Source organism: Litoreibacter roseus (genome assembly GCF_009811795.1).
In the GTDB taxonomy this organism is placed as follows: Bacteria; Pseudomonadota; Alphaproteobacteria; order Rhodobacterales; family Rhodobacteraceae; genus Litoreibacter; species Litoreibacter roseus.
Genome location: NZ_BLJE01000004.1, coordinates 35,298 through 62,086 on the forward strand (window position 1 = coordinate 35,298; position 26,789 = coordinate 62,086).

The 26,789-nt window shown below is 55.9% G+C and carries 21 protein-coding genes and 3 pseudogenes; 8 read left to right on the forward strand and 16 right to left on the reverse strand.

The window, feature by feature from the left end:
- Position 1: 1 nt before the first annotated feature.
- Genes KIN_RS16230 through KIN_RS16240 form a run of 3 tightly spaced genes read right to left on the reverse strand, consistent with a single transcriptional unit; the run spans position 2 to position 4,406 of the window.
- Positions 2 to 205: a hypothetical protein gene (locus KIN_RS16230; protein ID WP_159809038.1), complete on the reverse strand. Its 204-nt coding sequence runs from the start codon at positions 203 to 205 to the stop codon at positions 2 to 4.
- Positions 202 to 3,276, reverse strand: a complete 3,075-nt coding sequence (locus KIN_RS16235) for an efflux RND transporter permease subunit (protein WP_159809040.1) — start codon at positions 3,274 to 3,276, stop codon at positions 202 to 204. Before KIN_RS16235 ends, KIN_RS16230 begins: the two co-directional genes overlap by 4 nt.
- On the reverse strand, positions 3,273 to 4,406 hold the full coding sequence (locus KIN_RS16240; protein WP_159809042.1) for an efflux RND transporter periplasmic adaptor subunit: 1,134 nt from the start codon (positions 4,404 to 4,406) through the stop codon (positions 3,273 to 3,275). Before KIN_RS16240 ends, KIN_RS16235 begins: the two co-directional genes overlap by 4 nt.
- A gap of 93 nt (positions 4,407 to 4,499) precedes the next feature.
- Between KIN_RS16240 and KIN_RS22580 the strand changes: the two genes are divergently transcribed.
- The gene (locus tag KIN_RS22580; RefSeq protein WP_159809044.1) at positions 4,500 to 5,135 is read left to right on the forward strand and encodes a TetR/AcrR family transcriptional regulator; all 636 of its coding nucleotides are present in this window, start codon (positions 4,500 to 4,502) and stop codon (positions 5,133 to 5,135) included.
- 468 nt (positions 5,136 to 5,603) lie between these two features.
- Here KIN_RS22580 and KIN_RS16250 read toward each other — a convergent pair whose 3' ends face one another.
- Together KIN_RS16250 and KIN_RS22805 are read right to left on the reverse strand one after the other, a co-directional pair.
- Positions 5,604 to 6,032 (reverse strand): cupin domain-containing protein, encoded by a 429-nt coding sequence (locus KIN_RS16250; protein WP_159809046.1) that lies wholly within the window; start codon positions 6,030 to 6,032, stop codon positions 5,604 to 5,606.
- Between the two features lie 243 nt (positions 6,033 to 6,275).
- Positions 6,276 to 6,973: pseudogene (locus KIN_RS22805) on the reverse strand (IS6 family transposase).
- 102 nt (positions 6,974 to 7,075) lie between these two features.
- Between KIN_RS22805 and KIN_RS16260 the strand changes: the two are divergent.
- Positions 7,076 to 7,579, forward strand: coding sequence for an ABC transporter permease (locus KIN_RS16260; protein ID WP_207710141.1), 504 nt, complete (start codon positions 7,076 to 7,078; stop codon positions 7,577 to 7,579).
- A gap of 1,004 nt (positions 7,580 to 8,583) precedes the next feature.
- On the opposite strand, the gene KIN_RS16265 is transcribed toward KIN_RS16260, so the two are convergent.
- The 5 genes from KIN_RS16265 to KIN_RS16285 form a co-directional block, all read right to left on the reverse strand.
- Positions 8,584 to 10,779: a xanthine dehydrogenase family protein molybdopterin-binding subunit gene (locus KIN_RS16265; protein ID WP_159809048.1), complete on the reverse strand. Its 2,196-nt coding sequence runs from the start codon at positions 10,777 to 10,779 to the stop codon at positions 8,584 to 8,586.
- 1 nt (position 10,780) lies between these two features.
- On the reverse strand, positions 10,781 to 11,233 hold the full coding sequence (locus KIN_RS16270; protein ID WP_159809050.1) for a (2Fe-2S)-binding protein: 453 nt from the start codon (positions 11,231 to 11,233) through the stop codon (positions 10,781 to 10,783).
- A gap of 194 nt (positions 11,234 to 11,427) precedes the next feature.
- Positions 11,428 to 12,432 carry an ABC transporter substrate-binding protein gene (locus KIN_RS16275; RefSeq protein ID WP_159809052.1) on the reverse strand — a complete coding sequence of 335 codons (1,005 nt, stop codon included), beginning with the start codon at positions 12,430 to 12,432 and terminating at the stop codon, positions 11,428 to 11,430.
- The gene (locus KIN_RS16280) at positions 12,411 to 13,778 is read right to left on the reverse strand and encodes a sensor histidine kinase (protein ID WP_159809054.1); all 1,368 of its coding nucleotides are present in this window, start codon (positions 13,776 to 13,778) and stop codon (positions 12,411 to 12,413) included. The genes KIN_RS16275 and KIN_RS16280 overlap by 22 nt, the downstream gene beginning before the upstream one ends.
- A complete protein-coding gene (locus KIN_RS16285; RefSeq protein ID WP_159809055.1) occupies positions 13,768 to 14,436 on the reverse strand; it encodes a response regulator transcription factor in 669 nt (222 codons plus the stop codon). Before KIN_RS16285 ends, KIN_RS16280 begins: the two co-directional genes overlap by 11 nt.
- Positions 14,437 to 14,543: 107 nt before the next feature.
- Between KIN_RS16285 and KIN_RS16290 the strand changes: the two genes are divergently transcribed.
- From KIN_RS16290 to KIN_RS16310, 5 genes and pseudogenes are all read left to right on the forward strand, one after another.
- Positions 14,544 to 15,530: a tripartite tricarboxylate transporter substrate binding protein gene (locus KIN_RS16290; RefSeq protein WP_159809057.1), complete on the forward strand. Its 987-nt coding sequence runs from the start codon at positions 14,544 to 14,546 to the stop codon at positions 15,528 to 15,530.
- A gap of 55 nt (positions 15,531 to 15,585) precedes the next feature.
- Positions 15,586 to 16,068, forward strand: coding sequence for a tripartite tricarboxylate transporter TctB family protein (locus KIN_RS16295; RefSeq protein WP_159809059.1), 483 nt, complete (start codon positions 15,586 to 15,588; stop codon positions 16,066 to 16,068).
- A gap of 1 nt (position 16,069) precedes the next feature.
- The gene (locus KIN_RS16300; RefSeq protein WP_159809061.1) at positions 16,070 to 17,584 is read left to right on the forward strand and encodes a tripartite tricarboxylate transporter permease; all 1,515 of its coding nucleotides are present in this window, start codon (positions 16,070 to 16,072) and stop codon (positions 17,582 to 17,584) included.
- A gap of 552 nt (positions 17,585 to 18,136) precedes the next feature.
- A pseudogene (locus tag KIN_RS16305) lies at positions 18,137 to 18,985 on the forward strand (glycosyltransferase family 2 protein); the annotation flags it as partial.
- Between the two features lie 202 nt (positions 18,986 to 19,187).
- Complete coding sequence (locus KIN_RS16310; RefSeq protein ID WP_159809063.1) at positions 19,188 to 20,273, forward strand: lysylphosphatidylglycerol synthase domain-containing protein; 1,086 nt, start codon at positions 19,188 to 19,190, stop codon at positions 20,271 to 20,273.
- On the opposite strand, the gene KIN_RS16315 is transcribed toward KIN_RS16310, so the two are convergent.
- The 4 genes from KIN_RS16315 to KIN_RS16330 form a co-directional block, all read right to left on the reverse strand.
- Entirely contained in the window at positions 20,264 to 20,551 is a 288-nt protein-coding gene (locus KIN_RS16315; RefSeq protein ID WP_159809065.1) for a DUF7056 domain-containing protein, read from the reverse strand. The genes KIN_RS16310 and KIN_RS16315 overlap by 10 nt on opposite strands.
- 62 nt (positions 20,552 to 20,613) lie before the next feature.
- Positions 20,614 to 21,750 carry a hypothetical protein gene (locus KIN_RS16320; RefSeq protein ID WP_159809067.1) on the reverse strand — a complete coding sequence of 379 codons (1,137 nt, stop codon included), beginning with the start codon at positions 21,748 to 21,750 and terminating at the stop codon, positions 20,614 to 20,616.
- Positions 21,747 to 22,760 (reverse strand): glycosyltransferase family 2 protein, encoded by a 1,014-nt coding sequence (locus tag KIN_RS16325; protein WP_159809069.1) that lies wholly within the window; start codon positions 22,758 to 22,760, stop codon positions 21,747 to 21,749. The genes KIN_RS16320 and KIN_RS16325 overlap by 4 nt, the downstream gene beginning before the upstream one ends.
- An 11-nt stretch (positions 22,761 to 22,771) precedes the next feature.
- Complete coding sequence (locus KIN_RS16330; RefSeq protein WP_159809582.1) at positions 22,772 to 23,821, reverse strand: glycosyltransferase family 2 protein; 1,050 nt, start codon at positions 23,819 to 23,821, stop codon at positions 22,772 to 22,774.
- Positions 23,822 to 23,893: 72 nt separating this feature from the next.
- On the opposite strand from KIN_RS16330, the pseudogene KIN_RS16335 reads away from it, so the two are divergent.
- Positions 23,894 to 24,607: pseudogene (locus tag KIN_RS16335) on the forward strand (DDE-type integrase/transposase/recombinase); the annotation flags it as partial.
- 68 nt (positions 24,608 to 24,675) lie between these two features.
- Here the strand turns inward: KIN_RS16335 and KIN_RS16340 are convergent.
- Positions 24,676 to 25,959: a glycosyltransferase family 4 protein gene (locus KIN_RS16340; RefSeq protein ID WP_159809071.1), complete on the reverse strand. Its 1,284-nt coding sequence runs from the start codon at positions 25,957 to 25,959 to the stop codon at positions 24,676 to 24,678.
- Between the two features lie 34 nt (positions 25,960 to 25,993).
- Complete coding sequence (locus tag KIN_RS16345; protein WP_159809073.1) at positions 25,994 to 26,656, reverse strand: hypothetical protein; 663 nt, start codon at positions 26,654 to 26,656, stop codon at positions 25,994 to 25,996.
- Positions 26,657 to 26,789 lie beyond the last annotated feature (133 nt).

The following is a 26,789-nucleotide window of genomic DNA, read 5'->3' on the forward strand; positions in this document are numbered from 1 at the left end:
TTCAGACGGCGCGCATGTCTGCGGCCTTGCTGGTGAATGCAAACGCAGCACTGATGGCAGGGGGCTTAGAAATTCCGCGTCGTGGTTTCTCTCCACCATCAAATGTTCGCCCCAACCAGATGGATGCAAACTCGACCCCGCGCATCCTGACCCCCGCGGTTGGGCGTGCATGGACGACAGCGATATCCGCTCTCTCCTTGATCATGCCGTTTGTCCCGCGGTTCTGGCTGGCTGCGATCCCTTGTCGGATTCCCAAAAAAGCAATCGGTACAGTGCAGGAACGTAGAAGAGCGCCAGGATCGACGCGATGCCGAGGCCGCCAATCATGAGCGTTGCCATCGGCTCCCACAGGGCACCGCCGCCGATGGCCATAGGGGCAAGGCCAAGCACCGTGGTCAGCGAGGTCAGCAGAATAGGTCGAAACCGTGTCTGCGCGGCCCGTACAATAGCGTCGTCCAGTGGCAGGGCTTCACGTTCGATGTCGATCTGGTCAATCAGAACGATGGCATTGTTAATGATGATCCCGCTCAGCGCGATCATTCCCAACGTGCCAAAAAAGCTCAGCGGTTGGCCAAATCCGATCAGCGCAAGAGGGACGCCGGCGACCACCAGCGGCACGCAGAGCAACGTCAGACCGACACGGCGGAACGAGTTGAACTGGATCATCAACGCGAGCAGCATCACGGTGATCGCAGCCGGAAATCCTGCGCCCAGTTTCGTGCGGACTTCGCCAGCCTGTTCAACCTCACCGCCGATTTTAACTTCATAGGCAGCGCCCAACTCCTCTGACAGCCTGTCGAGGGTCGGCTGGATGTGTTTGACCAGATCGAAAGCCGAGAGTTCAGAGGAAATCGCGCTGATGGTGACGGTGCGGCGCTGATCCAGTCGGCGCTGCGATGAGAATTCCAGATCTGGCTCAAGCTGGGCAATCTGATCGAGAGATACAATCTGGTCATCCGTTGCGATGGATAGATTGGCAATGTCCTCGAAACTATCACGCGCGGATTCCTCGCCGCGAAGAACGATGGGGATCTGCCTGTCGGTATCGCGGAAGACGGATACTTGCGCGCCGTCAAGGAACCCCTCCAGCGCCTCCGACACCGTCTGCGAACTGAGGCCATATTCGCGCACGCGATCTTGCGCAATCACGATGCGACCCCGCAAGAGACGGCTGCCCCAATCGTTCTGATTTTCGACCATGCCAGGCGCGGAAGTGAATGACTGCTCGACCTCGTAGGCTGCTGCGAGGAGCTTGTCGGCGTCGGGGCCAGAGATTTCTACCTCGATCCCTGGTTCGCGCCCACCCATGGCCAGACGTTTGAGCCGCGCACGGGCGTTTGGAAACGCCTGCGCGATGTGAGCGTTAGCGCGGTCGATGACGTCCGCCGACGCCTCGAAGGTGGTTGTGTTGACGATGAAGAAGGCGGAGGCTGGATCAGTATCCGCAGGGTCCAGCGTCAAGACAAAGCGGGGGCCGCCAAAGCCGACGAAAGCTGTGGCATCGACCACTTCGGGATTGATCTCTTGATCGATCAGCCAGTCGCTGAGCCGTTTGGTTGCATGTTCAGTCTCCGAGATATCGGTGCCCCTCGGCAGATCTAAATAAACTAGGAATTGGTTGCGCTCCGACAGCGGAAACAGTTGCTGGCGGACGTTGCCCATCTGGCTGATCGACAGGGCAAGCACGCCGACCGTCACCAGCACCGCGATCCATGGGGCGCGCATGATCCAGGCCACAACGCGTCCGTATGCGCGTGCAAGATGGTCAAAAGGACCCGGTTTCTGGTTTTTCTGAGGTTCCGGCAGGATCCAAACGGCAAGCAGAGGCAGCAAATAAAGCGCGGACAGAAAAGACCCAGTCAACATAAGTGCGACAACTGCACCCAGAGAATAGCCGTATTCCCCTTCCGTGCCATCCAGCAGGAACAACGGCAGGAAAGCCGAGACTGTCGTGATCGAGGCGATCAGCAGCGGTAGGGTGTACTGGCGGCCCGCAGCGAGTGCTGCTTCCTTACGCGCAGCACCCTCGCGGATCCGGCGGTCCATGTCTTCGATGATCACCAGGCCGTTGTCGACCAGCAGTCCGAGGGAGATTATTATTGCCGCAATGGAGACCTGCTGGAGCTCCACGCCGAAGGCAGGCATGAGTGTAAATGCAAAGGCGACGGCAAAGGGCACAATTGAGGCAATGACTAGCGCCTGCTGGTAACCCAAAAAAACGAACATCACCAGCAGGACCACAACGAAGGTTTGAAGCATGTTGTTTAGGGCATTGTTGACGGACTCCTCCACTACTTCTGGCTGGAAAGTGGAAAAGGCGACCTCGACGCCCCAGGGTTGATCTGCCTCAAAGTCCGCGAGCAGTTCCCGCAGATCCGCGCCCACTGCTACGATATCCTCGCCCGCATACATTTCGGCGGAGAGCAGGATCGCACGGGTGCCATTGAAGTAGATCGGTTGCTGAACGGGATCGGCAAGGCCGCGCTGGACAGTGACCAGATCCCCCAACCTGACCAAACCGATACCCGACAACTCGACAAGGGTGTTTTCAATGTCTTCGATGGATGCGAAATCACCGGAGGTTTCAAGCGCGATCCTTTGCCCATCCGAAACGACGGACCCGGCAGGGAGCCGCACGTTCTGTTCACGCAGCGCGTTGATGACGGGGTTTATCGTTGTGCCGATGGTGGCCAGACGCTCGCGGTCCACCTCAAGCAAGATGCGTTCCTCCTGAACCCCATAGAGAGTAACGGCAGAAATCTCATCCATGCCATAGATACGGTCGCGCAGGTCCTCGGCAAACCGTTCGGCCTGTCGGGGCGTGAAACCATCGGCGGTCAGAGCGATGGTTGCAATCGCGACATCGCCGAAATCAGTGTTTACAATCGGCCCTTGGGTGTTTGCAGGCATGCCGCGCCCGGCGTCCTGCATATCGTCGTCGATCTCGGAAAACACGGCATCAATGCCATCCTCGGGCACGGAGGTCTCCAGATCAATCTGAAGGATCGCCACGCCCGAGATCAGTTGCGTGCGCACTTCATCCACGCCGGGGATCGCGCGCGCGGTCTCTTCCAGCGGTCTTGCCACAAGCTCTTCGAGCTGCGTCAGGGTAAGACCGGGGTTGGCCGCAACGACCACGGCGGTCCGAACGGTGATCGCAGGGTCCTCACGCTTGGGAAAGCCCAAGTATGTGCCTAGGCCTAACGCCACGATCAAAATCATCATCAGCGTCGTGACCCGCGTGTTCTTCAGACCCATTCCGGTGAGAGAGGTCATTGAGTGACCTCCGCCGTTTCATTCCACAGGCTGACACGTTGATCCGGGTAGAGAAATGGGACCCCGGCTGTCACAACGCGGTCACCGGGCTTCAAACCGCCGCTGACAATCATCTCCGTGCCGTCAATGCCGGCGATTACCACGTCACGCTTTGCAAGAACGCCATCTTTCACGACAAAGACTTGCCCACTCCGCTTCTGTCCGTCTGCCCTGACACGTGCGAGGTCTACCGTGAGGTGCGTGGCAAGGGCGCTTACGGGCAGCAAGATGCCTTGAGTGTCTTGCTCAATGGGCAGTTCGATGACCGTCTCAACCGCCATTCCGGACCGCAAATTTTCGGGTGTTTCCTCAAGTTTGACGATAACCGGAAACGCGGAAACGGCAGGCGCGCGCCGCGCTATTTCAGAAATTCGGGCAGGAAGGGAGACATCGGGCTGATCTGCGGAACGTATCACTACCGCATCGCCAAGGGAAAGTTGGGAGACGACATGATAACTGACAAGGATGCGGGCCTGAAGCCCGTTGTCCTGGTAGAGTGTGACAACAGGCTGGCCGGGCTGGACCGCACCAAAATTCTGAACCTCGATGCTGTTCACAATTGAATCGAAAGGCGCCAGTAGCTGAGTGTCGGCGTTGCTACCGCGCACAAGATCAAGAGTCCTGCGAAGCTGCTCAACACGGGCCAACGCCTGATCGCGGGCCGTAACGGCACGATCCCGTGCCACGCGGGATGCAACGTTTCTTTCAAATAGCTGAATTTGACGGTCGGCCTCGTCGCGCGCGTTTTGCAACCCGCTTTCCGCTTCGGCCAACGCGGCTTCCGCCTGTTGTTTCTGCAAATCGAAGTCTTCGGGATTAATCGTCAACAGCACGTCGCCCTTGGCAACGTTCTGACCAATTTGCAGGTCAACAGCTCCCAAGCGCCCGCCGACCTCGAATGCCAGTTGTGTAATTTGCGGAGGCTCCAGTATGGCAGGAAAGGTTCGAAGCTGTGTCGAAGACGAATGCTGTGCCACCACTGTTTTGACGGCTCGCACCGGATCGTCGGACTGTGTCGTCTCGTCTTCGTTGCCCGGAAGACAGGCCATAAGAAGAAGCACGGCAGATAGGGCGGCGAGGGGGCGGATCATTGCGTTACCTTTCGTGGTATTTGCCAGTACCGTCTTGCCGATCAGATATGGTACTGATAAATACCAAGTCAAGAAGAATTTTGGGAACGTCAGATGTGTGCCGATAAATCTCAGGCCGTTAACCTTGCTCAAGACAGGCGAAAGCGGGTGATCCTCGATGCCGCCCGGACACTATTCATCGAAAAGGGGTTTGAGCAGACATCACTGGATATGATCATCGCGCGTACGGGTGGATCCCGGCGGAATATCTATGATCTTTTCGGTAACAAGGAGGGCTTGTTTGAAGCGGTCATGAAGGATCAACTTGGAAGGATCCTATCAGGAACGCACGTCCCCAAATCCGCGGAGGACGGGGTATCCATCCAATCGCAGCTTGAGGCAATCGGGACCGAGTTCCTGATGGGATTGCTCCAGCCGACTGTCTTGCGAACCTTGCGCCAATTCATCGTTGCGGCGGGAGAGCGACCAGATTTGGGGCAACAAGCGTACGCTGCGGGTCCCGCTGTTCTCTACGAACGGCTTGAAACCTATTTCTCAGCGCTTGTCGCCGAAGGCAAACTGGACCTGCCTGACGTTGAAGTCGCTTCTCGCGCCCTTACCGAGATGATCAAAGGGGGGCTGGAGTTAAAGGCAATGATGACGGGTGACTATGAAGTTTCGACAAAGCAAATTAGACGCCAGGTATCCAAAGCAGTGCTCTTGTTCCTACACGGTGCTTTGCCGCGTTGAAATCGGTCTATTCGTGCGTCACTCGGAGCTCAACCTGACAGCTTACAATTGTCGCAAGAAAATCGAGATGGCTCTCACAGCTGCCGCCCAGAATCCCCGCAAACTGATGAAGCTCGGGCCAATAGTTCCGGGCTCCACCTGACGAAGCAAGTGGAGAATCCACAGGCCAAACGGATTGCCTTGATAACCGCTCCAAGCTGATAAGATCGGATAAGTTTTTCAACGAGATCAGGCCGATATGCAAGACGAATGAAAGTCGGTTTGTTTACGTCTGTTCCTGTGTTTGAAGCGCACAGCGTTTCGATCCGAAGATCATCATCGCTCCTAATAGATTCGCGGAAAATTATGATGGGATCCATGGCGCCAAAGTTGTCGTTGAGATATGGCCGCTCAATATCCCGTTAATGCCTCGTGGTACGCTGGCATACGTGCGGCTTTCGTCAGTATTTGATATGGTTGCAGGTCTGACTATTCGTTTGTCCAGTCAGTCGTGGTCGGCCCAGTCCTTATCTCAAGCATTTGGACGTCGCCGTCTCGCGCCGCCATCCGGTGCGGAACGCCCTCGGGTGTGAGTACAACCGTACCAGCCTCGAACACCTGTTCCGCATCTGGATCGATGGAAGTCCCGACCCCCAGATACATGGTGTCCTCGACGACCAAGGACATACGGGCGTTGGGATGGCTGTGCGGTGGAAAAATGCTGCAGGCTTTCATAATCGCATTCGCGCCGAAAGCACCTTCGGCATCCATCGCTCCGGACATTATGGCCGACGACACGCCTTCAATCGGTGTTTGGTTCAGCGGCATTTCGGTAAGGCTCAGCTTTGACACTTCAGCGATCAGTACCGTAGGCATTGCTGCAACCGTGATCATTGCGGTGGTCCGGAAGAAGGTCACGGAATTAATCTCCTGCTAGTTATATTTAACATGCTCGTTAGTTCATAAATCGCGAGAATTAAAAGACTGGTGGGTTCAACAATATTCAGCGCGATCGCCCGGCGATCACAGATGACGGTAAAATTATCGATGCGGTCACCGATAGGTTTTGGGAAAAGGGTTTTGCGGAGACGACCATTAGCGATCTGTTTGAGGGTACTGTTGCGTTAATTCCTTTTGGTCGAGGCTGGCGTCAGTGCAGACCTAGGGGCACGCGGCAATATCGAACAGCATGCTGATGAATTCGATCTTGCCCGTGAAGCTTGGTCGCCTGTGATGGATATGGCCGCGTTTGATGGTTCGGATGGTTTCTATCCCACTCAGGGTTGCCTTGGCTGATCGTAAGGACCGGAAACTCTGGCGGTATCAAAGCAGCCGTTTCATCGCGGCATGATCGCTTTCAATGAGATTGTTTCGCCACTTTTTGTCGATATGTCGGATGCTGTCAAAATGTGGATCCTATCGGTAGTCGATCTCACGGATGACGCGCCGGTAGGTGTGGGCCTTGTCAGTACAGATCGTGACCGGTCGGTGCAGGCGAACGCGTTCGACCGCTCTATTCAGAAAGGTCTTCGCTGCTTTTGCATCTCGCCGTGCTGTGAGCCGGAAGTCGACCATCTGTCCCTTTGCATCGATGGCTCGCCATAGGTAGCGCCATTTGTCGCCGACGCGGATGTAGGTCTCATCCCGCGCCAGGCAGGCGATCACGCAGTGATCTACCGAGAGGGGATGTGCCAGTCGACGCTCGCCCGCCGCTGGTGCTTCTTGGTCCGTTTCGCCAGCTCGGGACCGAACTTCTGCACCCAGCGATACACAATCGAGCGATCAATGGCGATGCCGCGTTCTGCCATGAGATCAGCGACATTCTGATAGGACAGCGAATAGCACAGGTACCAACGCACGGCTCAGAGTATAACCTCGCGCGGGAAGCGGTTATGCTTGAATGGGGGCCGACGGGGCATGCTCAACCTCGAAAGCCCGAATTTCGCCATACAAATCGATTAATGCAAAAGCCCCTCTTAAAAGCAGTTCTGTTCGTGGTCATCAATCTAGCGATTGATATCCCAAGCCGTCTCAGTCCGCCGAGCGCCGGGTGGCTTTTAGGAACTGACGCCTTAGGGCGCGACATTCTATCAAGGCTTCTACATGGCGCGCGGTGGTCGCTTGGCTTTGCATTTCTCATCTCCGTTATCGGCCTGTGCGTTGGTACGCTCGCGGGCCTTGCAGCGGCTCGAAGTGGCGGGTTGGTAGATTGGATCGTCATGCGCACAACAGACACCTTCCTCGCCTTTCCCGATCTCGTTACCGCCGTCGTAATCGCAGGCATGTTGGGGGCGGAAACCGAAGGTTTGATCTTCGGCCTGACAATAACCGGATGGACGCGGTACGCGCGGGGTATTCGGGCTGTCACTGCAAACGCGCGGATGTGTTTGGCAGGCATGTCACCGATCAGTATTGCCCGCCGGCACTATCTACCATCACTCTTACCATCTCTGACAATCCTCTAGGCGGGTATATTCGCCCGCGCAATTCTTGGCATTCCCGCCTTAGATTTTCTTGGTTTTGGCGTGCAGCCGCCGTTGCCCAGATGGGGGACCATACTACTGGACGCGCGCATCCACATGCGCTCGACGCCGCTCGAAATAATTTGGCTTGAGCTCACCATAGTCGCATGCATGATGGCAATCAATATGGTGGGCGACGTTTTACGGGACGCGTTTGCGGAACAGGACACCCAGCATAACTGACAGCGATAATTCCGATTTTTAGAGGCGCGTCAGTAGAATCTAAGCCGCTTACAATTTCTGTATCGGGGTCACATAGCCGATACCCATGGTTAGTCTTTTCATGATTGTACACTCATAGCAGGCGATTGACATACTGGTGCATCTCATAATGCTATCGAGGTCGTGCTGTATTTGTCGCAAGATCTCCCTGGCTACCGATAACCACACTTATCCTACACAAGATAGCTAGGTGAACCGTACCTATTTTCAATATACAGATAATTTTGTTTGCCTATGAGCATCTCGAATGAATTACTATCCAATTGAACGGAGGTTCAATAGCTGGGCGTTGGATGCCGACCCGGTGGAGTCTCAGATAAACCGCTATTGAGTAGTAGCTTAAGCATTGTGATAGCTAAGGAACTGTTCGGGGTTCATCAAGCCCGACTATGCGGCTTTCGCTCCGGAGAGCGATCATCACCAAGCGCGTGCCCAACGCAACACCACCGTTCTCAAGAGCTTTTTTATATGATGCCGTCGGGAGTTCTGTTGAACAAACCTGTCCCGACTGGCTATCTCACTCCAATGTGCATAATCGCGCAGATGGAAAATTGCGAAGAAGATCCGATTATTGCATACGCGCTTAACGGGTGTCCAATCCATCGCAACACAAATCTGAACGACACGTCGATAGTTAAAGGGAAACTGGATATCTGCTAATTAAAACCGAAGATTCCGCACTCTCAATTCAGAGCGCGGACCTTGCGAGACATGTTGGGCGGCCTCTAGCTTTGCAGCACACTGCGGACCCGGTCGCGGGTAAATGGCATATGCCTCAATCTCTGACCCCTAGCCGCGTAGAATGCGTTGGCAATCGCCGAAGACACCATTGGTGTCCCGACCTCGCCCACACCCGTCGGAGGTGCATCGACGGACGCGATATGAATGTCAATTGGCGGCACCCTATCGGCGCGGACAATTTCGTAATCGTAAAAATTGCTCTGCACGACCTCACCTTTCTCGATGTCGATCCGCTCACTCAGCGCGCTGGAAAGGCCAAAGACGATGCCCCCCTCGATCTGATTGTGAGCGTTGTCCGGTGAAACGATGCGACCGGCATCGACGGCCGCCCAGATATGCGTCACGAGGATCTCGCCGCTGCTGTCATCGACCTCAATCTCAGCGACCCCGGCAGCCATCGAGGAGCTATACCCCGCGAAGGACAGCCCAAGGGCACGGTCGCCCCGATCTTGCCAGCCAGACATATCTGCGACCTTTTCCAGCAGGTATTGCCCGCGTTGGTTGTCGCGAACGAGATCCAGTCTGAACTCTAATGGATCGCGTCCCGCTGCTTCGGCAAGTTCGTCCATAAAGGCCTCAGCAGCAAAGCTGGTATAGGCCGCACCGATCCCTCGATAGGGGGCCAGCCGCGCTTGCCGCTCGGTGATGATATGATCCGCGCGGAAATCTGCGATGTCGTAGAACTTGCTCTCGGCCCCGCGCATCGAGATCACGTCGTTGGGTTTCACAATCTCCCACCGGCCGGGATTGAAAAACCCGATTACGGTGGGTGTGGCCACTTTGTGATGCCAGCCCGTCAGTTGCCCATCGGTGGTCAGACCGGCCTCCAGCTGTTGGGCTGCGGCAGGGCGGAACGTGCCATTCTTAACATCATCCTCACGCGTCCAGGTGACTTTGACCGGGCGTCCCACCGCCCTTGAGGACAGCACGGCGTCGCGCACGTAATCCTGAACGAAGGCGGTACGTCGCCCGAAGCTGCCGCCCATTGTCATCATGTGCAGACGGATACGATCCTGCGTCGTGCCCAATGTCTCCATGATCGTATGGGTCGTCCAAGACTGCGTCTGTGTGCCTGCCCAAACCTCAACCCCCAATCCGTCAGGATCAACAGAAGCGACCGCAGCCATGGGTTCGATCTGCGCGTGGTAGGCGTAGTCCGAAAGGTAGAGGTGGCTGACCGTGCTGTCCGCATTCTTGATAGCTGAAGTGGCATCGCCTTTTTCAGCCCAGACCGCGACATCGGCCTCAGGATCGCGCACGGCCTCTGCGTAGGATGCAAGCGTCGTTTCGCTGTTAAAATTCCGCGCAGGCGACGTGGTGGACCACTCGACCTGCAACAGATCACGTGCGCCAAGGGCGGCCCAGAGCGTTTCGGCAACAACGGATACGCCATCGGGTAAGGTCACGATATCAATCACGCCTTCGACCGTGCGGGCCTCGGCATCATCGACCGCAGTCGGGGTTTCCCCCTCGACCGGGGTTCTCAAGACAACCGCGTGAGCCATGTTGTCCAGTTCAACATCAATCGCGTATTCGGCCTTGCCGGTGCTTTTCGCAGGCACGTCGCGGCGCGGAATATCCTGTCCGATGATGCGGAATGATTGCGGGTCTTTCAGTGTCACAGCTTCAGCATCGGGAATTTGCACGCCATCCAGACCTGTCGCCGCCAGCGCGCCGTAGCTCAGCCGGGTGCCGTCCTCTGCAATAACGGTGCTTGTTTCGGTGCGCAGGCTGTCTTTGGCAACGCCCAACTGTTGCGCTGCTATCTGCAAAAGAACATCGCGCACCTGGGCACCGGCGCGGCGCATCGGATCGTAGTATCCTTGCACGGCGGTGCTTCCTGCGGTGTAGAGAACTCCGCCGAAAATCGGATTCCCAAAGGCGCGATCATCTTCGTTCAATTGCGCGATCACCACATCATTCCAGTCCGCATCAAGCTCTTCTGCGAGCATCTGCGGAAGGGTGCTGTAGCTGCTCTGCCCCATCTCCGTGGAGGGGAATACAATCGTGATGGCGCCATTCGGCGAGATCGTCAGCCATTGGTTTACGTCAAGCGTTGCGTCTTGCGCATTCACTTCAACAGCGGACAGTCCGCCTACACCAAGGACAAATACCAGACCTGCGCCACCTTTCAGGAGGGTGCGGCGTGAGAGGTTGGGCCTTAGGATCTGTGCGGTCATCTCACACCTCCAGCGCGGCTTGCTCGACCGCCTTGAAAATTCGATTGTAGGTGCCGCACCGGCAGAGATTTGCGCTCATGTAGTTTGCAATCTCGGTGCGAGACGGCTCGGGGTTTTCGGACAGAAGGGCGGCGGCGCGCATGATTTGCCCGGATTGGCAGTAGCCGCACTGTGGCACCTGCTGATCAATCCAAGCCTTTTGCAGCGGGTGGGTTCCATCCTCGGACAGACCTTCGATCGTGGTGACTTCTGCCCCTTCGATATCGCCAACTGCCAGCTGGCATGAAAACTCAGGTGCGCCGTCGACATGAACAGTACAGGCCCCGCACATGGCCGCGCCGCAACCATACTTCGTACCCTTCAGACCCAGCGCGTCACGGATAACGAGCAGCAGAAGTTCATCCGTCGGTCTGTCGACTTCCACCGGTCGACCATTGAGCGTGAATTGTGTCATGTTCAAATTTCTCCTTTGGCGCTGGGTGCAATTTCTGGTTATCGGCTTTTAAGAGGTCAGGCGCCCTGCACGGCACCGCCGCGTCGCTGAAACGCCTCCCCTTCAAAGATAGGGCGAAGCGCTCCCGTGTCCCGGGACGCTCAGGCCTTGGCAGATCACTGATTTGTGGGTGGAGGAATTTCGCCGATCGACGCTTATTTTTGGATGACCGCGTCTTCCCACTCGGCAAGGAATTTGCGCCGCTTGAGTCCATCCAAAAAAGTCATCAGTGCCGGTTCCAGCGCAATGGTCGCGCGTTCAGCCTTGTTTAGAGGGCCGCTGAGTGGCGGTAAAAGACTATCCTCATTCGGTCTCGACTGCCGGGTAATAAGATGCCGGATGAACATTTCTGCAAGAGCGGGGTTCGGTGCATCCCGTGAGACCATCGCCGTGCGCATCATGGTGGTCGGGAAGTCCGATGGAAGGATGATTTCGAGCGTATCCTTGCTTTCGATCCGGGCGGCGGCGTAGCTGCCGAGGACATTATAAGCGACAGCGATGGTGCCGTCTGCAAGGTCATCGATCATATCGCCGGAACAACAGTAGAGGCGCACGTCAAGACTGCCCATAACCTCCATCAGCCGCCAATATGTTTCCGAGGCGCGTGCATCTTGGGTTGCAAACAGATAGCCAAGACCTGATTGACGCACGTCGTATGTGCCAATCCGGTTGCGAAATATCTCCGGTCGCGCGCGCATCGCTTGGATCAGATCCTGGCGGGATTGCGGGACGGCATGACCCGTAAAGGCGGCCCGATTGATGACGATGGCGGCGGGTTCTGAGGTGAAGGCAAACAGACTTTGTCGCCATTGAGCCCAAGCCGGCGCGAAGATATCTTCAAGCGGCAATGCCAGCCCGTCATTGGTCAGTTTGAGTTGCAGATCCATCGCGCTGGAAATGACCAGATCAAAGTCATTTGGGTCCGCCCTGAAACGGCGATCAATGTCCGCTGTCCCAGTGACAAGATATTCGATAGCGGTAGTCGGGTTTTCGGAAATAAAGCTTTCGATAATGGGCGCGAACAGCGCGGTATCGGTACTTGCGATGATCCGAAGTGGTGGTCCGGATACCCCATCATTGAAGCGCTGTTGATCCTCCCATTCCTGCGCCGAGCCCAAGAGAGGGTAAATACAGACGATTAAAGCGATAATGTAGCGCATGCGCCGCCCTCCGGTCGGTTTGACAGCAACAGATCACCCCCGTGGGCCATCGCGACGTCCTGCGCAATAGTCAGACCCAGACCAGATCCGATGGTGCCCGCTGCGTTCTGGCCGCGGGTGAAACGGGTCGCTAGTATGTCGATCTCGTTCGGCGGAAATCCGGGGCCGCTGTCACACACTTTGATCTGAATGTCCGGGTTCATTATCATTGCAATGTCGACGGCACTTTCGCCGGGCGCATATTTCAGTGCATTGTCGATCAAGTTGCGCACAGCGTTCTGGATCAGGATCGGATCGCCGGAACAGGTGATTTTGCCTTCGCTGCGCAGATTGAGCCTGACGTCCTTCATGTCGGCAATCGGCGTCAAACGCTCCACAAGCTCTCCAACCAACTCGACCAGGTCGATCTCTTGGCGCTCAAGATGATCTGCCCGAAACGTAGTCATGGCGTGGTCAAGAAGCTGCCCAGCGGCGCGGGAGCTTTCGTCGATCGCCCGTATCATCGACCGCATGGCTTGCCGGTTCTCCTGTTTGTCTACCCGTTGCAAGGTCGCTTCTGCGTAAGACCGGACCGTGGCAAGCGGTGTACGTACCCGATGTGCGGCCTCTGCAATAAAATCTTCGGACTGTCTCAGCGACTGGTCCAATCGGCCCATGAGTGAGTTGAGCGATGTCACAAGCGCCAACATCTCAGACGGAACAGGCTTTTCGAACGGGCGCAGATCTTGCGGCCCCCGTCGTGTGACGGAGGTTGTCAGACGTTTGAGTTGACCGATGGTTGTAGAAGAGGCCCAAAAAGAAAGGAGCGTCGCGAGCGCAAAGAACCCGGCGCCAAACAGAGCCGCATTGCGCGAGATCTTATCCAGCGTTCCGGAAAGTGCATCTTGGGTTTGGGCCAGATACACCCGGATTTGTGTGCGGTTCTCTGCCCCGATCAATGTGCGTGCCGCTGTCGCCACACGAACAGTTTCGCCTTGAAACTGGGTCGTTTCGAAGCTGCTTCGTCTCCCCGGGTTAACGGACGGGTTGGACAGTCCAGCGTACCCTGACAGAAAATTGCCATCTTGGTAGATCGCGTAAAAAACCCGGTCGTCCGACGGAGTGCTGAGCATGGAGAAGGAGGCGTAGGGGATGTCGATCTCAAGTGTCCCATCCCGGATGGACGCAGCATCGAGGATCGATGTCGCCGAAGCGCCAAGGATATTGTCTTGCCCCTGTTGAGCAATCTGGATCGCGTAGTTTCGGATCGCAAAGAACAGCAAAAGCGTCAGGATTGCGGCTCCACCGATCAGCGTCAGCACCAGACGGTTTCTGAGCGATCCAGACGCGATCAGGCTAGCTGTCATGATCCAACCGATACCCCAGCCCGCGCAAGGTCGTGATTTTCAGCTCGGAGCCCTCAAGGTGCTTCCGCAGGCGTGCGATGTAGACTTCGATAGCGTTTTCAGAGGCGTCATCGTCGAAGGAAAACAGTCTGTCCGCCAGCTTTTGTTTCGAAAATATCTTGCCGGTCGCGTTGATCAGAAGCTCCAAAAGGCGAAGCTCCCGGTTGCGCAAATTGACCACTTCGCCCTTGACGGCCAGATGCCCGGCAACGGGATCGAATACAATTCCGCCGATCTCGACGGTTGATGTGGCCTTACCCGCCTTCCGGCGCAGGACGGCCCGGCAACGGGCTTCAAGCTCGGCATGATCGAACGGTTTTGTGACGTAGTCATCCGCCCCCAGATCGAGGGAACCGATTCGATCTGATACTTGGCTGCGAGCCGTCAGAACGATCACCGGCGTGTCCAGATCGCTGGCACGGTGCTGCTTTAGAAACGACCGTCCGTCGCCGTCGGGCAGCATAATGTCGAGCAGGATCAGATCGTATTCGCCGGTTTCAACAAACGCGGTGGCGTCTTGCAAATTCGCTGCATGATCAATGACATGCCCATCCAGACACATGCGTGACAAAATGGCATTCGCGAGTTCTTGGTTATCTTCGACAAGAAGGAATTTCATGAAGGGCGCCAGCCATTCTGGGTCTGTGACAGGTCGGTGTCAGGTTATCGTGTTTTGTTGCTCTCAACTGAGCCGCCATGCGGTCGGTTGTCAAATGGGAGGAAAAAATGACGACATTGAAACTGGGCCGTCGCGCCCTGATTGCTGCTGCCGTTGCAGCGCTTGGGTTTGCCAGCCCTGTATCGGCTGATGGCCACAAGGTTCTGGACAGCATCCACTTCCTGATCCCCGGCGGCGCTGGTGGCGGTTGGGACGGCACCGCCCGCGGTACAGGTGAAGCGCTCACAGAAGCAGGTCTGGTCGGCAGCGCATCTTATGAGAACATGTCCGGCGGCGGCGGCGGTAAAGCCATCGGTTATCTGATCGAGAACGCCGAAAGCAACCACGGCACGCTCATGGTCAACTCGACCCCCATCGTGATCCGCTCGCTGACCGGGGTATTCCCGCAGAGTTTCCGCGACCTGACGCTGGTGGCAGGTACAATCGGTGATTACGCAGCGATCGTGGTGGGTAAGGACAGCCCGATCAATAATATGGCGGACCTGTTGGCGGCCTATGACGCGGATCCATCGGCCACGGCCATCGGTGGCGGCTCCGTGCCGGGCGGTATGGATCACCTTGTTGCGGCAATGGCAATGGAAGCTGCGGGCAAGGACGCGCTCAATGTAAAGTACATTCCATATGACGCTGGCGGTAAAGCTATGGCAGCGTTGCTGTCTGGCGAGATTGCCGCCCTGTCGACCGGGTTTTCCGAAGCTGTTGATCTGGCGAATGCGGGCGAAGTTAAAATCATCGGCGTAACCTCAGAGGAACGTGTCGACGCGGCACCCGACGCGATGACCATGAAAGAGCAAGGCATCGACACAACCTTCGTCAATTGGCGTGGGTTCTTCGGAGCGCCCGGTTTGCCGGAAGACAAGCTGGCCATGTATCAGGACGCTATCGACAAGATGTACGAAACGCCCGAATGGGAAGAGGTGCGCGCCCGTAACGGTTGGGTAAACATCCACAACTCAGGCGAAGAGTTCGAAGCGTTTCTCGAAGCGCAGGAACAGGTCATCGGCGATCTCATGAAAAAGCTGGGTTTCCTGTAAAATCCATCTGGCAGAGCGGGCAACTGCTCTGCCTCTTCGTTCGGGGGAGGGGAACATGGCACTTGATCGCTGGATCGCGCTGATCTTGCTCGGGATCTGTTTAGCGTATGGCTATGCCGCGTGGTTTACGATGGATAGCAGCCTTGCGCCTTTCATGAGGCGAAATCCGATCTGGCCAAGCACTTTCCCGAAAGTTCTGTCCGTTCTGGGGATTATCACCGCGCTCATCATCCTTCTCGGTTTGGAGAAGGGCGAAGCGAAAGAGGGCGAAATCGATTATCGTCGCCTTGGTGACTACCACATCGGTCAGGCGCTGACACTTCTGGCTCTGATGGTGGCCTACGCGCTGTGCCTCCGCCCGCTGGGGTTTCTCTTCTCAACGACCGCGTTTTTGATCGTGGGCTCTTACATATTGGGCGAGCGTAAATGGCTGATGATGGTGCCCATCGCATTGGTTGCGACGCTGATCGTCTGGTATCTCGTCCAACAAGTTCTTGGCATCTACATGCGCCCGCTGCCGGGCTTTTTCGGAGGCTAATATGCTTGAAGGACTTCTGATCGGCCTTCAGACGGCTCTTTCTGTCCAGAATCTTCTGATGGTGGTCGGCGGATGTTTGATCGGGACATTTATTGGTATGCTGCCGGGTCTTGGCCCGATGTCGATCATTGCAATTATGATCCCGGTGGCAATTTCCATAGGGGATCCGTCCGCCGCGCTGATCCTGCTGGCCGGCGTCTATTATGGTGCCATCTTCGGCGGCTCTACATCTTCCATCTTGCTGAATGCACCTGGTGTGGCGGGGACTGTTGCCAGTAGTTTTGATGGCTATCCTATGGCCCGGCAAGGGAAAGCCGGGAAGGCGCTGACCATTGCGGCCATTGCCAGCTTCGCAGGCGGCACCATCGGTGCGATCCTTTTGATGGTGTTTGCGCCTGCCTTGTCGTCCGTGGCGCTCCTGTTCCATTCCGCCGAATACTTCGCGCTTATGGTCGTGGGGCTTTCTGCCATCGCAGCATTTGCTGGAACGGGGCAGGTGGCCAAAGCATTGCTGATGACCGTCTTGGGCCTGATCATGGCAACCGTTGGAGAAGGCGCGCTGTTCAACCTGCCACGCTTCACCATGGGGATCATGGATCTGCAGACGGGCTTTGGCTTTATTACTTTGGCGATGGCCATGTTCGCGCTGCCCGAGGCTTTGTTTCTAGTCCTGAAGCCGCGCAAGATCGAAGGCGAGGGCGACGGCGAGATCAAAGACTTGCGTATAACGCGTGCCGAGGCGAAGGCCATTGCCCCAGTGATAGGCCGACAGTCTTTGCAGGGATTTTTCATCGGGGTTTTGCCCGGCGCGGGCGCTACGATTGCAAGCTTTCTTGGCTATGCGGTTGAACGCAACATCGCGACAAAAGCAGAGCAGGAGGAGTTTGGCAAAGGCTCCATCAAGGGTTTGGCCGCGCCTGAAACCGCAAACAATGCCGCTTGCACAGGGTCGTTCGTGCCACTTCTGACGCTGGGCATCCCGGGTTCCGGCACAACAGCAATCCTGCTGGGCGCGCTCATCGCGCTGAACGTCACGCCTGGCCCGCGCTTGATGCTGGATGATCCGCAGATCTTCTGGGCTGTGATCATGTCAATGTTCATCGGCAATCTTGTATTGTTGGTTCTTAATCTGCCGCTGATCCCGTACATTGCCAAGGTTCTGTCCATTCCGCGAAACTACCTGATCCCCTTCATTCTGTTTTTTACGCTGATGGGCGCCTATATCGGCCAGAACAATGCGACGGAATTGCTGCTGCTTGTGGGCTTTGGGATCTGCGCCACCGCTCTTAAATTCGCAGATTATCCGCTGGCCCCTCTGCTGATCGGTTTTATTCTGGGCGGCATGTTGGAAGATAACTTCGCCCGCTCGATGCAACTTTATGACGGCATCAGTTTTATCTGGGAACGCCCGATGACTTTGGGTCTTTTGGTGATCGCGGCAATATTGATCGTGCTGCCCAGCTACCGCTCACGTGTTGCGAAACGTAAGGCCAGCGGAGTGGCGGACGGCGACTAGCAGTCCATGCGATATGCCGTCGTTGGCCCCCACTTGTGCGCATGACGGGATGGCTCTACCGGCTTGGAATGCGCGCGTGCCGGACACCTTCGCCGGGACTGCTGGCAAATATGCGATGAACATAAAATCTTCGCCTCGGTGCATACGTGACCGCGCCGATTTTTCCAACTACAACGATAATGTGCCCAATGTGACGTTCGAGGTATGACTTTCCCCAATTACGACGTGCCATTGCCTAACAAATGCCGTCGCATGGCTGGTATTTGTAAAAGGGATTTCCTGCAACGCTTCAAAGCTTCCCTTATGCGTCAGCTTTGCGCAGCTAAGCGGCCCGTATAGAAAACATCTACTATTGATCGGCGGACACTCGTCGCAAAAAGGCAGGCACTTTCAATGCGCATCAGCGTGGTAATTCCTTGCTACAGGGTGACAGCCCACGTCATGGGCTTGATCGAGAAAATCGGCCCCTCGGTCGAACGTATCTATGCGGTGGATGACGCATGCCCAGACAACTCAGGCGATTAAGTCGAGGCGAACACCAAGGATGCGCGGGTTACTGTGATCCGACACGAGGTTAACAAAGGTGTGGGTGGTGCGGTGATAACCGGGTACCGGCAGGCTTTGGCGGACGGCATGGATATCGTCGTGAAGCCTGATGGCGACGGTCAGATGAACCCCGATCTCATTCCGCTGTTCACGGAACCTATCCTGTCCGGGGATGCCGATTACTCCAAGGGAAACCGCTTTTTTTCTGCGCGCGCGGTGCGAGGCATGCCGGGCGTTCGGCTGCTGGGCAATGCGATGCTCAGCTTCATGGCCAAACTTTCAAGTGGATATTGGAGCATTTTTGATCCGACAAATGGCTACACTGCTATTCATACCCGTGCCGTCGCAGCGCTGGAGCTTGACCGCCTGTCCGAACGTTATTTCTTTGAAAGCGACATGCTGATCCGGCTTGGTGACTTGCGCGCGGTCGTGCTCGATATTCCCATGCGTGCGGTTTATGCCGACGAAGTCAGCGGGCTTAAGATCCGCGCGGTTGTGACCGAGTTCCTGGGCAAACATCTTGCCGCGACCTTCAAGAGGATCGTGTACCTCTATTTCTTGCGTGGATTTTCGCTGGCTTCCCTCAACCTGTTCTTTGGCGGATTGCTTTTGCTGTTTGGCGTAATCTTTGGCGCCGTTGAATGGGGTGCATCGATCCGAAGTGGTGTCCCGGCGACGACCGGTACTGTGATGATGTCCGTGCTGCCAGTGATCTCTGGCTTACAGATGCTGCTGTTCTTCTTCAGCTACGATATATCCGCCGAGCCGCGCCGCCGTGTTCAGCGCCAAGCGGTGATCGCCTCGCTCTCTCCGCAATCGCCGGGGCTATTAGCGAATGAGAATGAGTCGAAGTGATGACCACGCATATTCTTACAAACACAGCACTAAATAGAATAGCCAATCCACAGAGCGCTTGTCTTGAGGCGGGCAAAGCTGATTCTGCGATGTTGCCTTGGCATCCGTCGATGCCGTCTAGTGTGCGCGAGCCAGCACCGCATTCGCGCCGATCGACCTCTTTATCGCCCCTGAGATTATGAGCGGTAGGCCCCCTGCCGCAATGCGCACAGCCAGTGACGTGATGTTGCTTTGGCTAGGGTTTTTCGCTGGATGGACGATCGCCTCCGTACCCCTGACACTGGCCTGTGCTCCGTTTCAAGCACTTTGGATCGCCTTGGGATCCGGTTTGATCGGTGCGGTAGCGTCACTTTTTATGCTGCGGAGTTCTCTTTCCTCTATCCTTTTGGAACCAGCCGTGCTTTCCGCCAACGCTGAGGCGCCCCTTCCCGCAATAGCCTATCTGTACATGGCCGTCGTGCAGGCGGGTATCGTCAGTCTTGCTGCGTTGAAATGGAAAATGGTGCTGGCCGAGACACGGGTAAGCGGGCAGTCCATTCCGCTTGGTGCTGCTGTCGCGGCGACAGCAAACGGGGCGCTGATCGGGCAGACCATCTCCATTCAGGTCAGCACGCCGATTGTCAGGGCTTGGGTTGCGCGCCGCTTTGGTATCAGTGCGCGCGCCGCCGCGGGCACATCGTTATTCGAACAATCCCTAGAGCTTGTGACGCTGGGCATCGTCGCAACGGCAAGTGTGGTCATGGTTGCGGCGGGTGGCGCTCTTCCGGTGGCGCTAATTGTCGTCTTTGGGCTGATTGTTCTCGTGACGATTGCCATTCGCCCGATACTTGCAGCGTTGACTAAAGCTTTAGTGCGTGCGGGGACTGTTCTTCCAGCACGTTTAGGGAAATTTACGAAAGTTATCGCGGATGGCCTGTCATTGGCGGCAGCTCAAAACAGATCGATTCTGGCGCGCCTAATGAACTTGAGTCTTCTGCGCTATCTGCTTTTGCTTGGGCTCAATTTGGCCATTGTGAAGATGATCTTGCCGCAGATCCCTCTGTTGCCGCTGGTTCAAGCCTTTCCGTTGATCTTGCTGGTGTCGTCCCTTCCATTTCTACCGGCTGGGCTAGGTGCAACAGAACTCACATGGGCAAGTGTACTCATTCTCAACGGCGCCGACGCTGCGGGTGCTGCGGAAACAGCATTGGCGCTTCGTGTCGTGTCGTTGGCCTCCTTTTTGCTGGTCTATCCATACTTGGCGTTCAACGAGCGCGTTTCAGCGGTCTTTGCGCGAAATCAGCGGTAAATCCCTGAGAACAGGTAAGGGCGATTGGGGTCAAACTTTGCGCCGCCTCTCGGGTCTCGCATCAGAATATGAGGCGTTTCCCGCCGGTATCCCTTTGCCAGCGGCCCGTGGAGTAAATCCTTCAATGCATCAGTCCGATAGCTTTCGATAACCAAATCCGGTCGCCCATCGCCTTGCAGCGCGGTTGGCAAATCTCCATCCTCACCTTCCGCCATAGTTCGGCGGACACGTTCCGCATCAAGCCACAGCCGCGGCTCCATCCGGCGAGGTGGTACCATTCCAATGCCATCGAAATAGGTGTCGCCCGAAGCCAGCAAGGCCTCTGCAGTCTGAACTGTCGCTAACTGGTCGCGATTGTCATGCCGACGTAGCGGATATTTTTGGCCGCGCTTGGGATCGCCACTGCCGCAACAAGCGCTGCAGGGATGACGAGGCTGCCACCCGCGCGGCTGATAATCTTCATCAAGCTATGCGCGCCATAGGGGGCAAGGAAGGGCAGAACCATCGTGAAAACGTAGGGCCACGTCTGGTTGTGAAAGAAGACAAAGAGTGTCAGCAGGATCGTGTGAACGAGATAAACCCGGGGCGCACCGTCCATTCGGAATATACGTGCGGCGATCAAAAGCAGGCCTACAGCCATCAAGCCCCAACCAACGAGATTTCGCGTGAACGTCTGCAACACAAAAGTGCTTAGGCCTTCGTAGAAGTTTCCGCCGTTCACCGCCAGGCCAAGGGGACCTGTAACGAGGGCATGTAGAACATCGCCGGCTTGAGCGCCCCCAAACCCTATGCAGTAGATCGCCAAGGCCAACGCCCATCCGATGACAAGCAACCCACCGCGTTTGATGCCTTTCAAGATGTCGCGCGCCAACAAGGCATCTGTGACGAGACCTGCGCCGAGCGCGACATTGAAGTAGACCGATTTTTGGGTGGTTACAAAGGCGAAGCCGCTCAGGAGTCCTGCGATCAGCAGTGCTCGGGTTCGGTCCGTACGATCTGACATCACCGCCAGCACTGCGCATGCCGCAAGAAGTATGGCCAGCGGTTCAGACCGTAGTCGAAAGCCTCTCTCGATGAAGGTGGAAATGCTTAGTAAAAGCGCGACAGCAACAAGGGCGGTCAGCCTGTCTTGGCCTAAGGCGCGGGCCATTCGGTAGGTGATGTAAACAAGCGCGATCGCAAGTGCGGCCATTGTGAGCCGCCCAATGATTAGCATGGATGTCGCATCCCAGCCTATTGCATGGGCAATCTCGAAAAATAGTACATATCCTACCGCCTTGGCCGACCAAATCGTCTCGAATGTCCCCGCAAAGAGCCAAACCGGCTGTGTGAAATGCCAGAATTCGTCCATGACGAAGCGTGTGTTGACCGCGAAGAAAATTAGAACTGCCAACTTGAGTGCGATGTAAATCCAGAGGGCGCGCAAGGCCGTCCCAGGCTTTGCTGCCGTGTGGCACGTGGCCGTCTGCATGCTCATCTCATTGTATCCGGTACTGAAGCCTTTATCGGTGCTGGCGTAAACCGGCCCCGCAGAGCCAGTCGCATGCGGGGCATCAGGCGTGCGCGCAACTGAGACTTTGACAGAAACTCCGGTAGATTTAATCCGAGGCTTAACATTTTCAGTATTGCAGGAAGCAGCTTGTTTTTTTGTCCCGTCAGTGCCGCTGCCAGAGCGAGGTTTATTTCGATAGAGACGTTTGCAAGTCGCTGAACATGCGCGCGGGAGTCCCGAGGTAGGCGTGATGCGTGTGTTTGACCGGGCGCTGCGAGCTGGGCTCTTAGATCGGTTTTGTCACGCGCCCCTGTCACGGTCAGCGAACCGGCGTGAATGCGAAATGATGCGGCCTCAGTCGGGTTCCAGTATATCCCTTTGTCCGCCAGACGGAGCCATAGGTCCCAGTCCGCTGTGTACCACAATGATGTATCGAGACCCATTTCCATGACCGCAGACCTGCGCATCATCGCAGCAGGTAGCGCGACGGTATTTTGGACGAACAGCGTCGAAAGTGCCTCTTCTGAAGTCACGCGCCGGGTGTTTCGCCCAAAGGGTGGCGCCATACGACCCAATCGACGGCCGGAGAGATCGATCAGCGATCCCGCGTGCAACCACAGGTCTACGCTGTCGTCGGCCTCGGCCATAGCTTTTAAGATGGCTGTTCGGTCCGGAGTCCAGACATCGTCCTGATGCAACATCGTGACCAGATCCGCCTGCGCTTCGGCGAAACCCAAATTCGTATTTTCAGTCCAGCCACTGCTGTGCGGGTTGTCGATGATGCGCAATGGAAACCGCTGCGACGCTCGCTCAAGCAGTGAGCGGCTATTGTCGGCTGAGCCTTGGTTGATGGCCAAGATTTCCAGACCCTCGGTCTGACCTTCGAGGGATGCAAGCGTGTCTGGAAGTGTCTCAGCACCGTTGTAAATGGGCATGATCACCGAAAGCCATGGCTTCGGGCTCGCGCCTTGCGACTTGTCAGGTGCTGCAGACATGTCCCGTCCGTTCAGACCGGTGAATGGTTCAACCTGTTCCCAGTTACGATCGACAACAGAAAGCCAGTGAATACGATTTGTACGCCCATAACAACTGCTGTGAAGGCGGCAATCAGAGGACGTATCGCGTCAAGCGAGCCGAAATCAGATGAAATCCAGCCACCTGCAATTGTAGCCGCCCAGACCAAACCAAGCAACGCGACCCCTGTGCCGCTTAGCAGCCAATGGTGAAGCGCCGAATTCTTTAAGAACGCGCCCAACAGACCATCGGCCAAACGGATCCCGTCCCTGAACGCCTGAGCGAAGGCAATCAAGCCCAAACAGGCGATCTGCACCGAGAGGATTAGGAACGCGCTTGCCGCAACGGCCCAGTGATCGCCGATGGAGAAGCCTGCGAATTCCACCATTCCGCCGCCTAGGATCAACGCGGTCAGAACCGAAAGTCCGGCCAGGAAAAGTGCAGCGGCGGGTGCGAAAAATAATGGCGCGGGGCACAACATCAGCATGAAAAAGAGATGCCGGAACCCATCACGCCATGGATTGAGATGTGGCGCGTGCCCGCGCTTATCGGGGGAAAGCGTCACCGGCAGTTCAGCGATGTCGAGCTTCATGATCGCTGCCTTCAGCACCATCTCGGACGCGAACTCCATCCCTGTCGACGTCAGTTGCATCCGTGTAAAGGCATCGCGGGTCAGCGCGCGCAGGCCGCAATGGGCATCGTTTACATTGGTTTTGACGAGGGAGCGTAGGATGGCAGACAGAGCCGGGTTGCCGATGTAGCGGTTTTTCCACGGCATCGCACCGTCCCGAATTTCGCCCTTAAACCGCGACCCCATACAAAGATCCGCGCCGTTCACCAACTCGGCCACCATCGGAACACTCTCGACGAAATCATAGGAACAATCGCTGTCGCCCATCACCAGATATTTGCCGCGTGCCGCTTGAAAGCCGCCAATCAGTGCGGCCCCATATCCGCGCTCCGGAATATCAACCACCCGCGCGCCGCCTGCTCGGACGATCTCTTGGCTTCCATCGGTCGAGCCGTTGTCCGCGACGATGATTTCACCTGAAAGCCCATGATCCTCCCCCTCTGAAGTGGTCCTCCGCTATGTTTAGGCAACCGGAGGATACACATGACAGACAAGCGACCGAAGCCCGAAGAGATTGTCACGAAATTACGGCAGGTTGTGGTTCTGACGGGGCAAGGGATGCCGCGTTTGGATGCGATCCGGCAGATTGGTGTCACTGAACAGACGTTCTACCGCTGGAAGAAGAAATACGGTGGAATGGGCACGGACCAATTGAAGGAACTGAAGCGCATGCAACAAGAAAACGAACGACTGGGCAGGGCCGTGTCCGATCTAACCTTGGACAAGTTGATCTTGGCGGAAGCAGCAAAGGGAAACTTCTAAGCCCCGCTCGTCGCCGTACCTGCATTGATCGTGTTCGTGCTGGGCTGAATGTCTCGGAACGCCGCGCTGCTGAGAGATGCTGGCTGGCATGTCAACGACAAGCGGGTCGAAAGACTGTGGCGAAGAGAGGGGCTGAAAGTGCCGATGAAGAAACCGAAGAAAGGGCGGCTTTGGCTGAACGATGGGTCATGTGTCCGGCTACGGCCTGAGTATCGCAACCATGTCTGGTCTTATGACTTCGTGCATTGCCGGACCGATGACGGAAGGGCATTCCGGACATTAAACATCATCGACGAGCACAGCCGAGAATGCCTGTCCATTCGGGTGGATCGCAAGCTGAACTCAGGCAATGTCATCGATGCCTTGAGCGACCTGTTTATCCTGCGCGGTGTGCCGTCGTTCATTCGTTCTGACAATGGCCCAGAGTTTGTTGCCTAGGCTGTATTCTAGTGCTCACTCGATTTATTGATGATTGCTCTTCGTCGGTGTGTGTTGAAATCCTGTCAGCTCAGACTGGAAATCTTCCGGAGAAGTACGGAACGGGCAGAGAGCCAGCTGAAGTTCTGCGCCGACACGAGGGCATTATACCGCATTTCTGCAAGCTCGTGGTTGGAGGTGTCGGTCGCGCGCCTCAGTGATTTCGCCAAACCATTGGCGTCATCCGGATCGTAGAGAAATCCATTGACACCATCCTTAATCAGGTCGGGCAGATTTCCGAGCGCTGGTGCGACGACGGGCAAAGCAAAAGAGAGCGCAAGCATCGCAGACCCAGAGGTCAACGCCTGCTTGTATGGGACAACCATAAAGTCGGAGGCGTTCATGTAGTTCTGGATCTCCCAATCAGCAATCCAGCCGTCGTACGATATCAGATTTGTGCTAGTGGTAGAAAGTTCACCAAGCATCCCGGCGTCCGCTACTGTCTTCCTACCCGCAAGCAAAAGCACGCAGTCTCGCCCGTCTTCTGCGAGGCGATCAACCTGGCTTACCAACGCATCAAGACCTTTATAGCGTCTGATAAGGCCAAGATTGAGAAAAACTGTTGTAGAGTTTTTCAATCCGAGCTTTCCCCGCGCCACATCTTGGGAAACCGCATCGGGGTAAACGCCTATGTAATTTCCATGCTCGATTGTGTGAATATTGTCAGTCGGGGACATGCTCTGCAGAGCGATAGCTTCTTTGGCAGCTTCAGAGTGCACGAACACGGCGTGAGACAATTCCAGAAGTTTCAGACGTAAGTCAGTCTCGATCGCGGCGTCCGGCGTATCGTGTTCCATCAGGTTGTGCACTGTCCAGAACAGGAGTCCTCCAAGATCGCGAAACGTCGCGCATTTCTTGATAAACTGCTGACAGTTTGTTCCATAGTCTGGGCTGGTTTCACTAGGCTCTAGAAAATTGAGCCAATGGACATGGAACACGACCGTCTCGTTCTCGCTCGACTTCAACTGATCCAAAGCTGCGTCGATTGTCCCTGCGGAATGGTCGAACCATTCGTTTGGATGGCCATAAAACAAACGTTGATAAGGATTGGTATAGCTTGGCCAGTACAGGAGCTTTACAGTCTTGTCGCCGATCAGACCCCGAAGCTTGGTGGTGTATTGTGCCGTTTCCGGCACGGGGGAAGGTGCGGTCCTAGCGGCTTGTTCCGCTTTTTTTCTTTCCCGGGCTATTTTTTTTTGGTGACGCTTTGGAAGAAACAGCGCTTCCAGGCGAGAACTCAACGAATTCATATCGGACATCTTTACACCTTGATCCCCGTCCCGGGTTTTGATGGCCAGCGGGTTATACATCAGGCTGGCAAAGTGAATTTCGAAAGCGTCAGAGTCAACGACTGCGAAACACTTTCCTGAGTTCTCTGCGGATCTTCTGGGACAGTTTCCTCTTTCTCTTGCCCACGCTGACACGCGGAAAAGACGAAAGAACAGATGATCGGGATCGGCCGCCAAGAAGCTCACTTTCGACATCAGGCGACAGCAGCGATGGTCCGGTCTGAAGCTGGTTCATAGCAAGTTCGTGGTCGGAGCGTTTTCTTTCGCGAGGTCCGGTGAAATGAAGAAGAAATACCTCTTCTTTGTGATTCTCTAAATCTGCAATGCGGCTGTTGAAGCTTGTATAGTCGTGCAAAGCAGCCGCGTCTTTGAAACGGGCATCTTCATGCAACAGATAAACAATTGCGTCCTGATCGCCTTTCGTAAACATACCCAAGTCTTCACGCCACCATTCCTCAACGCGCTCCAAAGACGTATCAATCACTGCGTTCGCAAATTCCGCACCAGCGGCACCGCCTCGGATAAGAAATTGACCTGAGCTGAGATAGGTGAAAATCTTTTTGTTTGTCGGGCTTCTACAAAATGTGACAAGTTTGCCTTCGTCCGGAATAAGCGATGTCAGATCACGGTCTTGTTGGATGAAGAATGCATCGTCGTCGATCCAGAATACATAGTCGAAGATTTTTATGTAGTGCAGAACGAAGAAGAATTTCGTCATGTACGGATTAGTAGCACCTGTTGGCCAATCACAGTTGATGTGGGTGTACCCGTGCCTCTTCGCGTACGCGCGGTGGTTCCAACTTGAGAGGAATTCGCTGGGCGGAAAGCGACCGGATAAGATGCATAGGCGG

Coding starts and splice junctions, on each gene's coding strand:
- KIN_RS16230 (WP_159809038.1), bottom strand. CDS start 205: ATGATCAAGGAGAGAGCGGATATCGCTGTCGTCCATGCACGCCCAACC.
- KIN_RS16235 (WP_159809040.1), bottom strand. CDS start 3,276: ATGACCTCTCTCACCGGAATGGGTCTGAAGAACACGCGGGTCACGACG.
- KIN_RS16240 (WP_159809042.1), bottom strand. CDS start 4,406: ATGATCCGCCCCCTCGCCGCCCTATCTGCCGTGCTTCTTCTTATGGCC.
- KIN_RS22580 (WP_159809044.1), top strand. CDS start 4,500: ATGTGTGCCGATAAATCTCAGGCCGTTAACCTTGCTCAAGACAGGCGA.
- KIN_RS16260 (WP_207710141.1), top strand. CDS start 7,076: ATGCAAAAGCCCCTCTTAAAAGCAGTTCTGTTCGTGGTCATCAATCTA.
- KIN_RS16265 (WP_159809048.1), bottom strand. CDS start 10,779: ATGACCGCACAGATCCTAAGGCCCAACCTCTCACGCCGCACCCTCCTG.
- KIN_RS16270 (WP_159809050.1), bottom strand. CDS start 11,233: ATGACACAATTCACGCTCAATGGTCGACCGGTGGAAGTCGACAGACCG.
- KIN_RS16275 (WP_159809052.1), bottom strand. CDS start 12,432: ATGCGCTACATTATCGCTTTAATCGTCTGTATTTACCCTCTCTTGGGC.
- KIN_RS16280 (WP_159809054.1), bottom strand. CDS start 13,778: ATGACAGCTAGCCTGATCGCGTCTGGATCGCTCAGAAACCGTCTGGTG.
- KIN_RS16285 (WP_159809055.1), bottom strand. CDS start 14,436: ATGAAATTCCTTCTTGTCGAAGATAACCAAGAACTCGCGAATGCCATT.
- KIN_RS16290 (WP_159809057.1), top strand. CDS start 14,544: ATGACGACATTGAAACTGGGCCGTCGCGCCCTGATTGCTGCTGCCGTT.
- KIN_RS16295 (WP_159809059.1), top strand. CDS start 15,586: ATGGCACTTGATCGCTGGATCGCGCTGATCTTGCTCGGGATCTGTTTA.
- KIN_RS16300 (WP_159809061.1), top strand. CDS start 16,070: ATGCTTGAAGGACTTCTGATCGGCCTTCAGACGGCTCTTTCTGTCCAG.
- KIN_RS16310 (WP_159809063.1), top strand. CDS start 19,188: ATGCGCACAGCCAGTGACGTGATGTTGCTTTGGCTAGGGTTTTTCGCT.
- KIN_RS16315 (WP_159809065.1), bottom strand. CDS start 20,551: ATGGTACCACCTCGCCGGATGGAGCCGCGGCTGTGGCTTGATGCGGAA.
- KIN_RS16320 (WP_159809067.1), bottom strand. CDS start 21,750: ATGAGCATGCAGACGGCCACGTGCCACACGGCAGCAAAGCCTGGGACG.
- KIN_RS16325 (WP_159809069.1), bottom strand. CDS start 22,760: ATGTCTGCAGCACCTGACAAGTCGCAAGGCGCGAGCCCGAAGCCATGG.
- KIN_RS16340 (WP_159809071.1), bottom strand. CDS start 25,959: ATGTATAACCCGCTGGCCATCAAAACCCGGGACGGGGATCAAGGTGTA.
- KIN_RS16345 (WP_159809073.1), bottom strand. CDS start 26,656: ATGACGAAATTCTTCTTCGTTCTGCACTACATAAAAATCTTCGACTAT.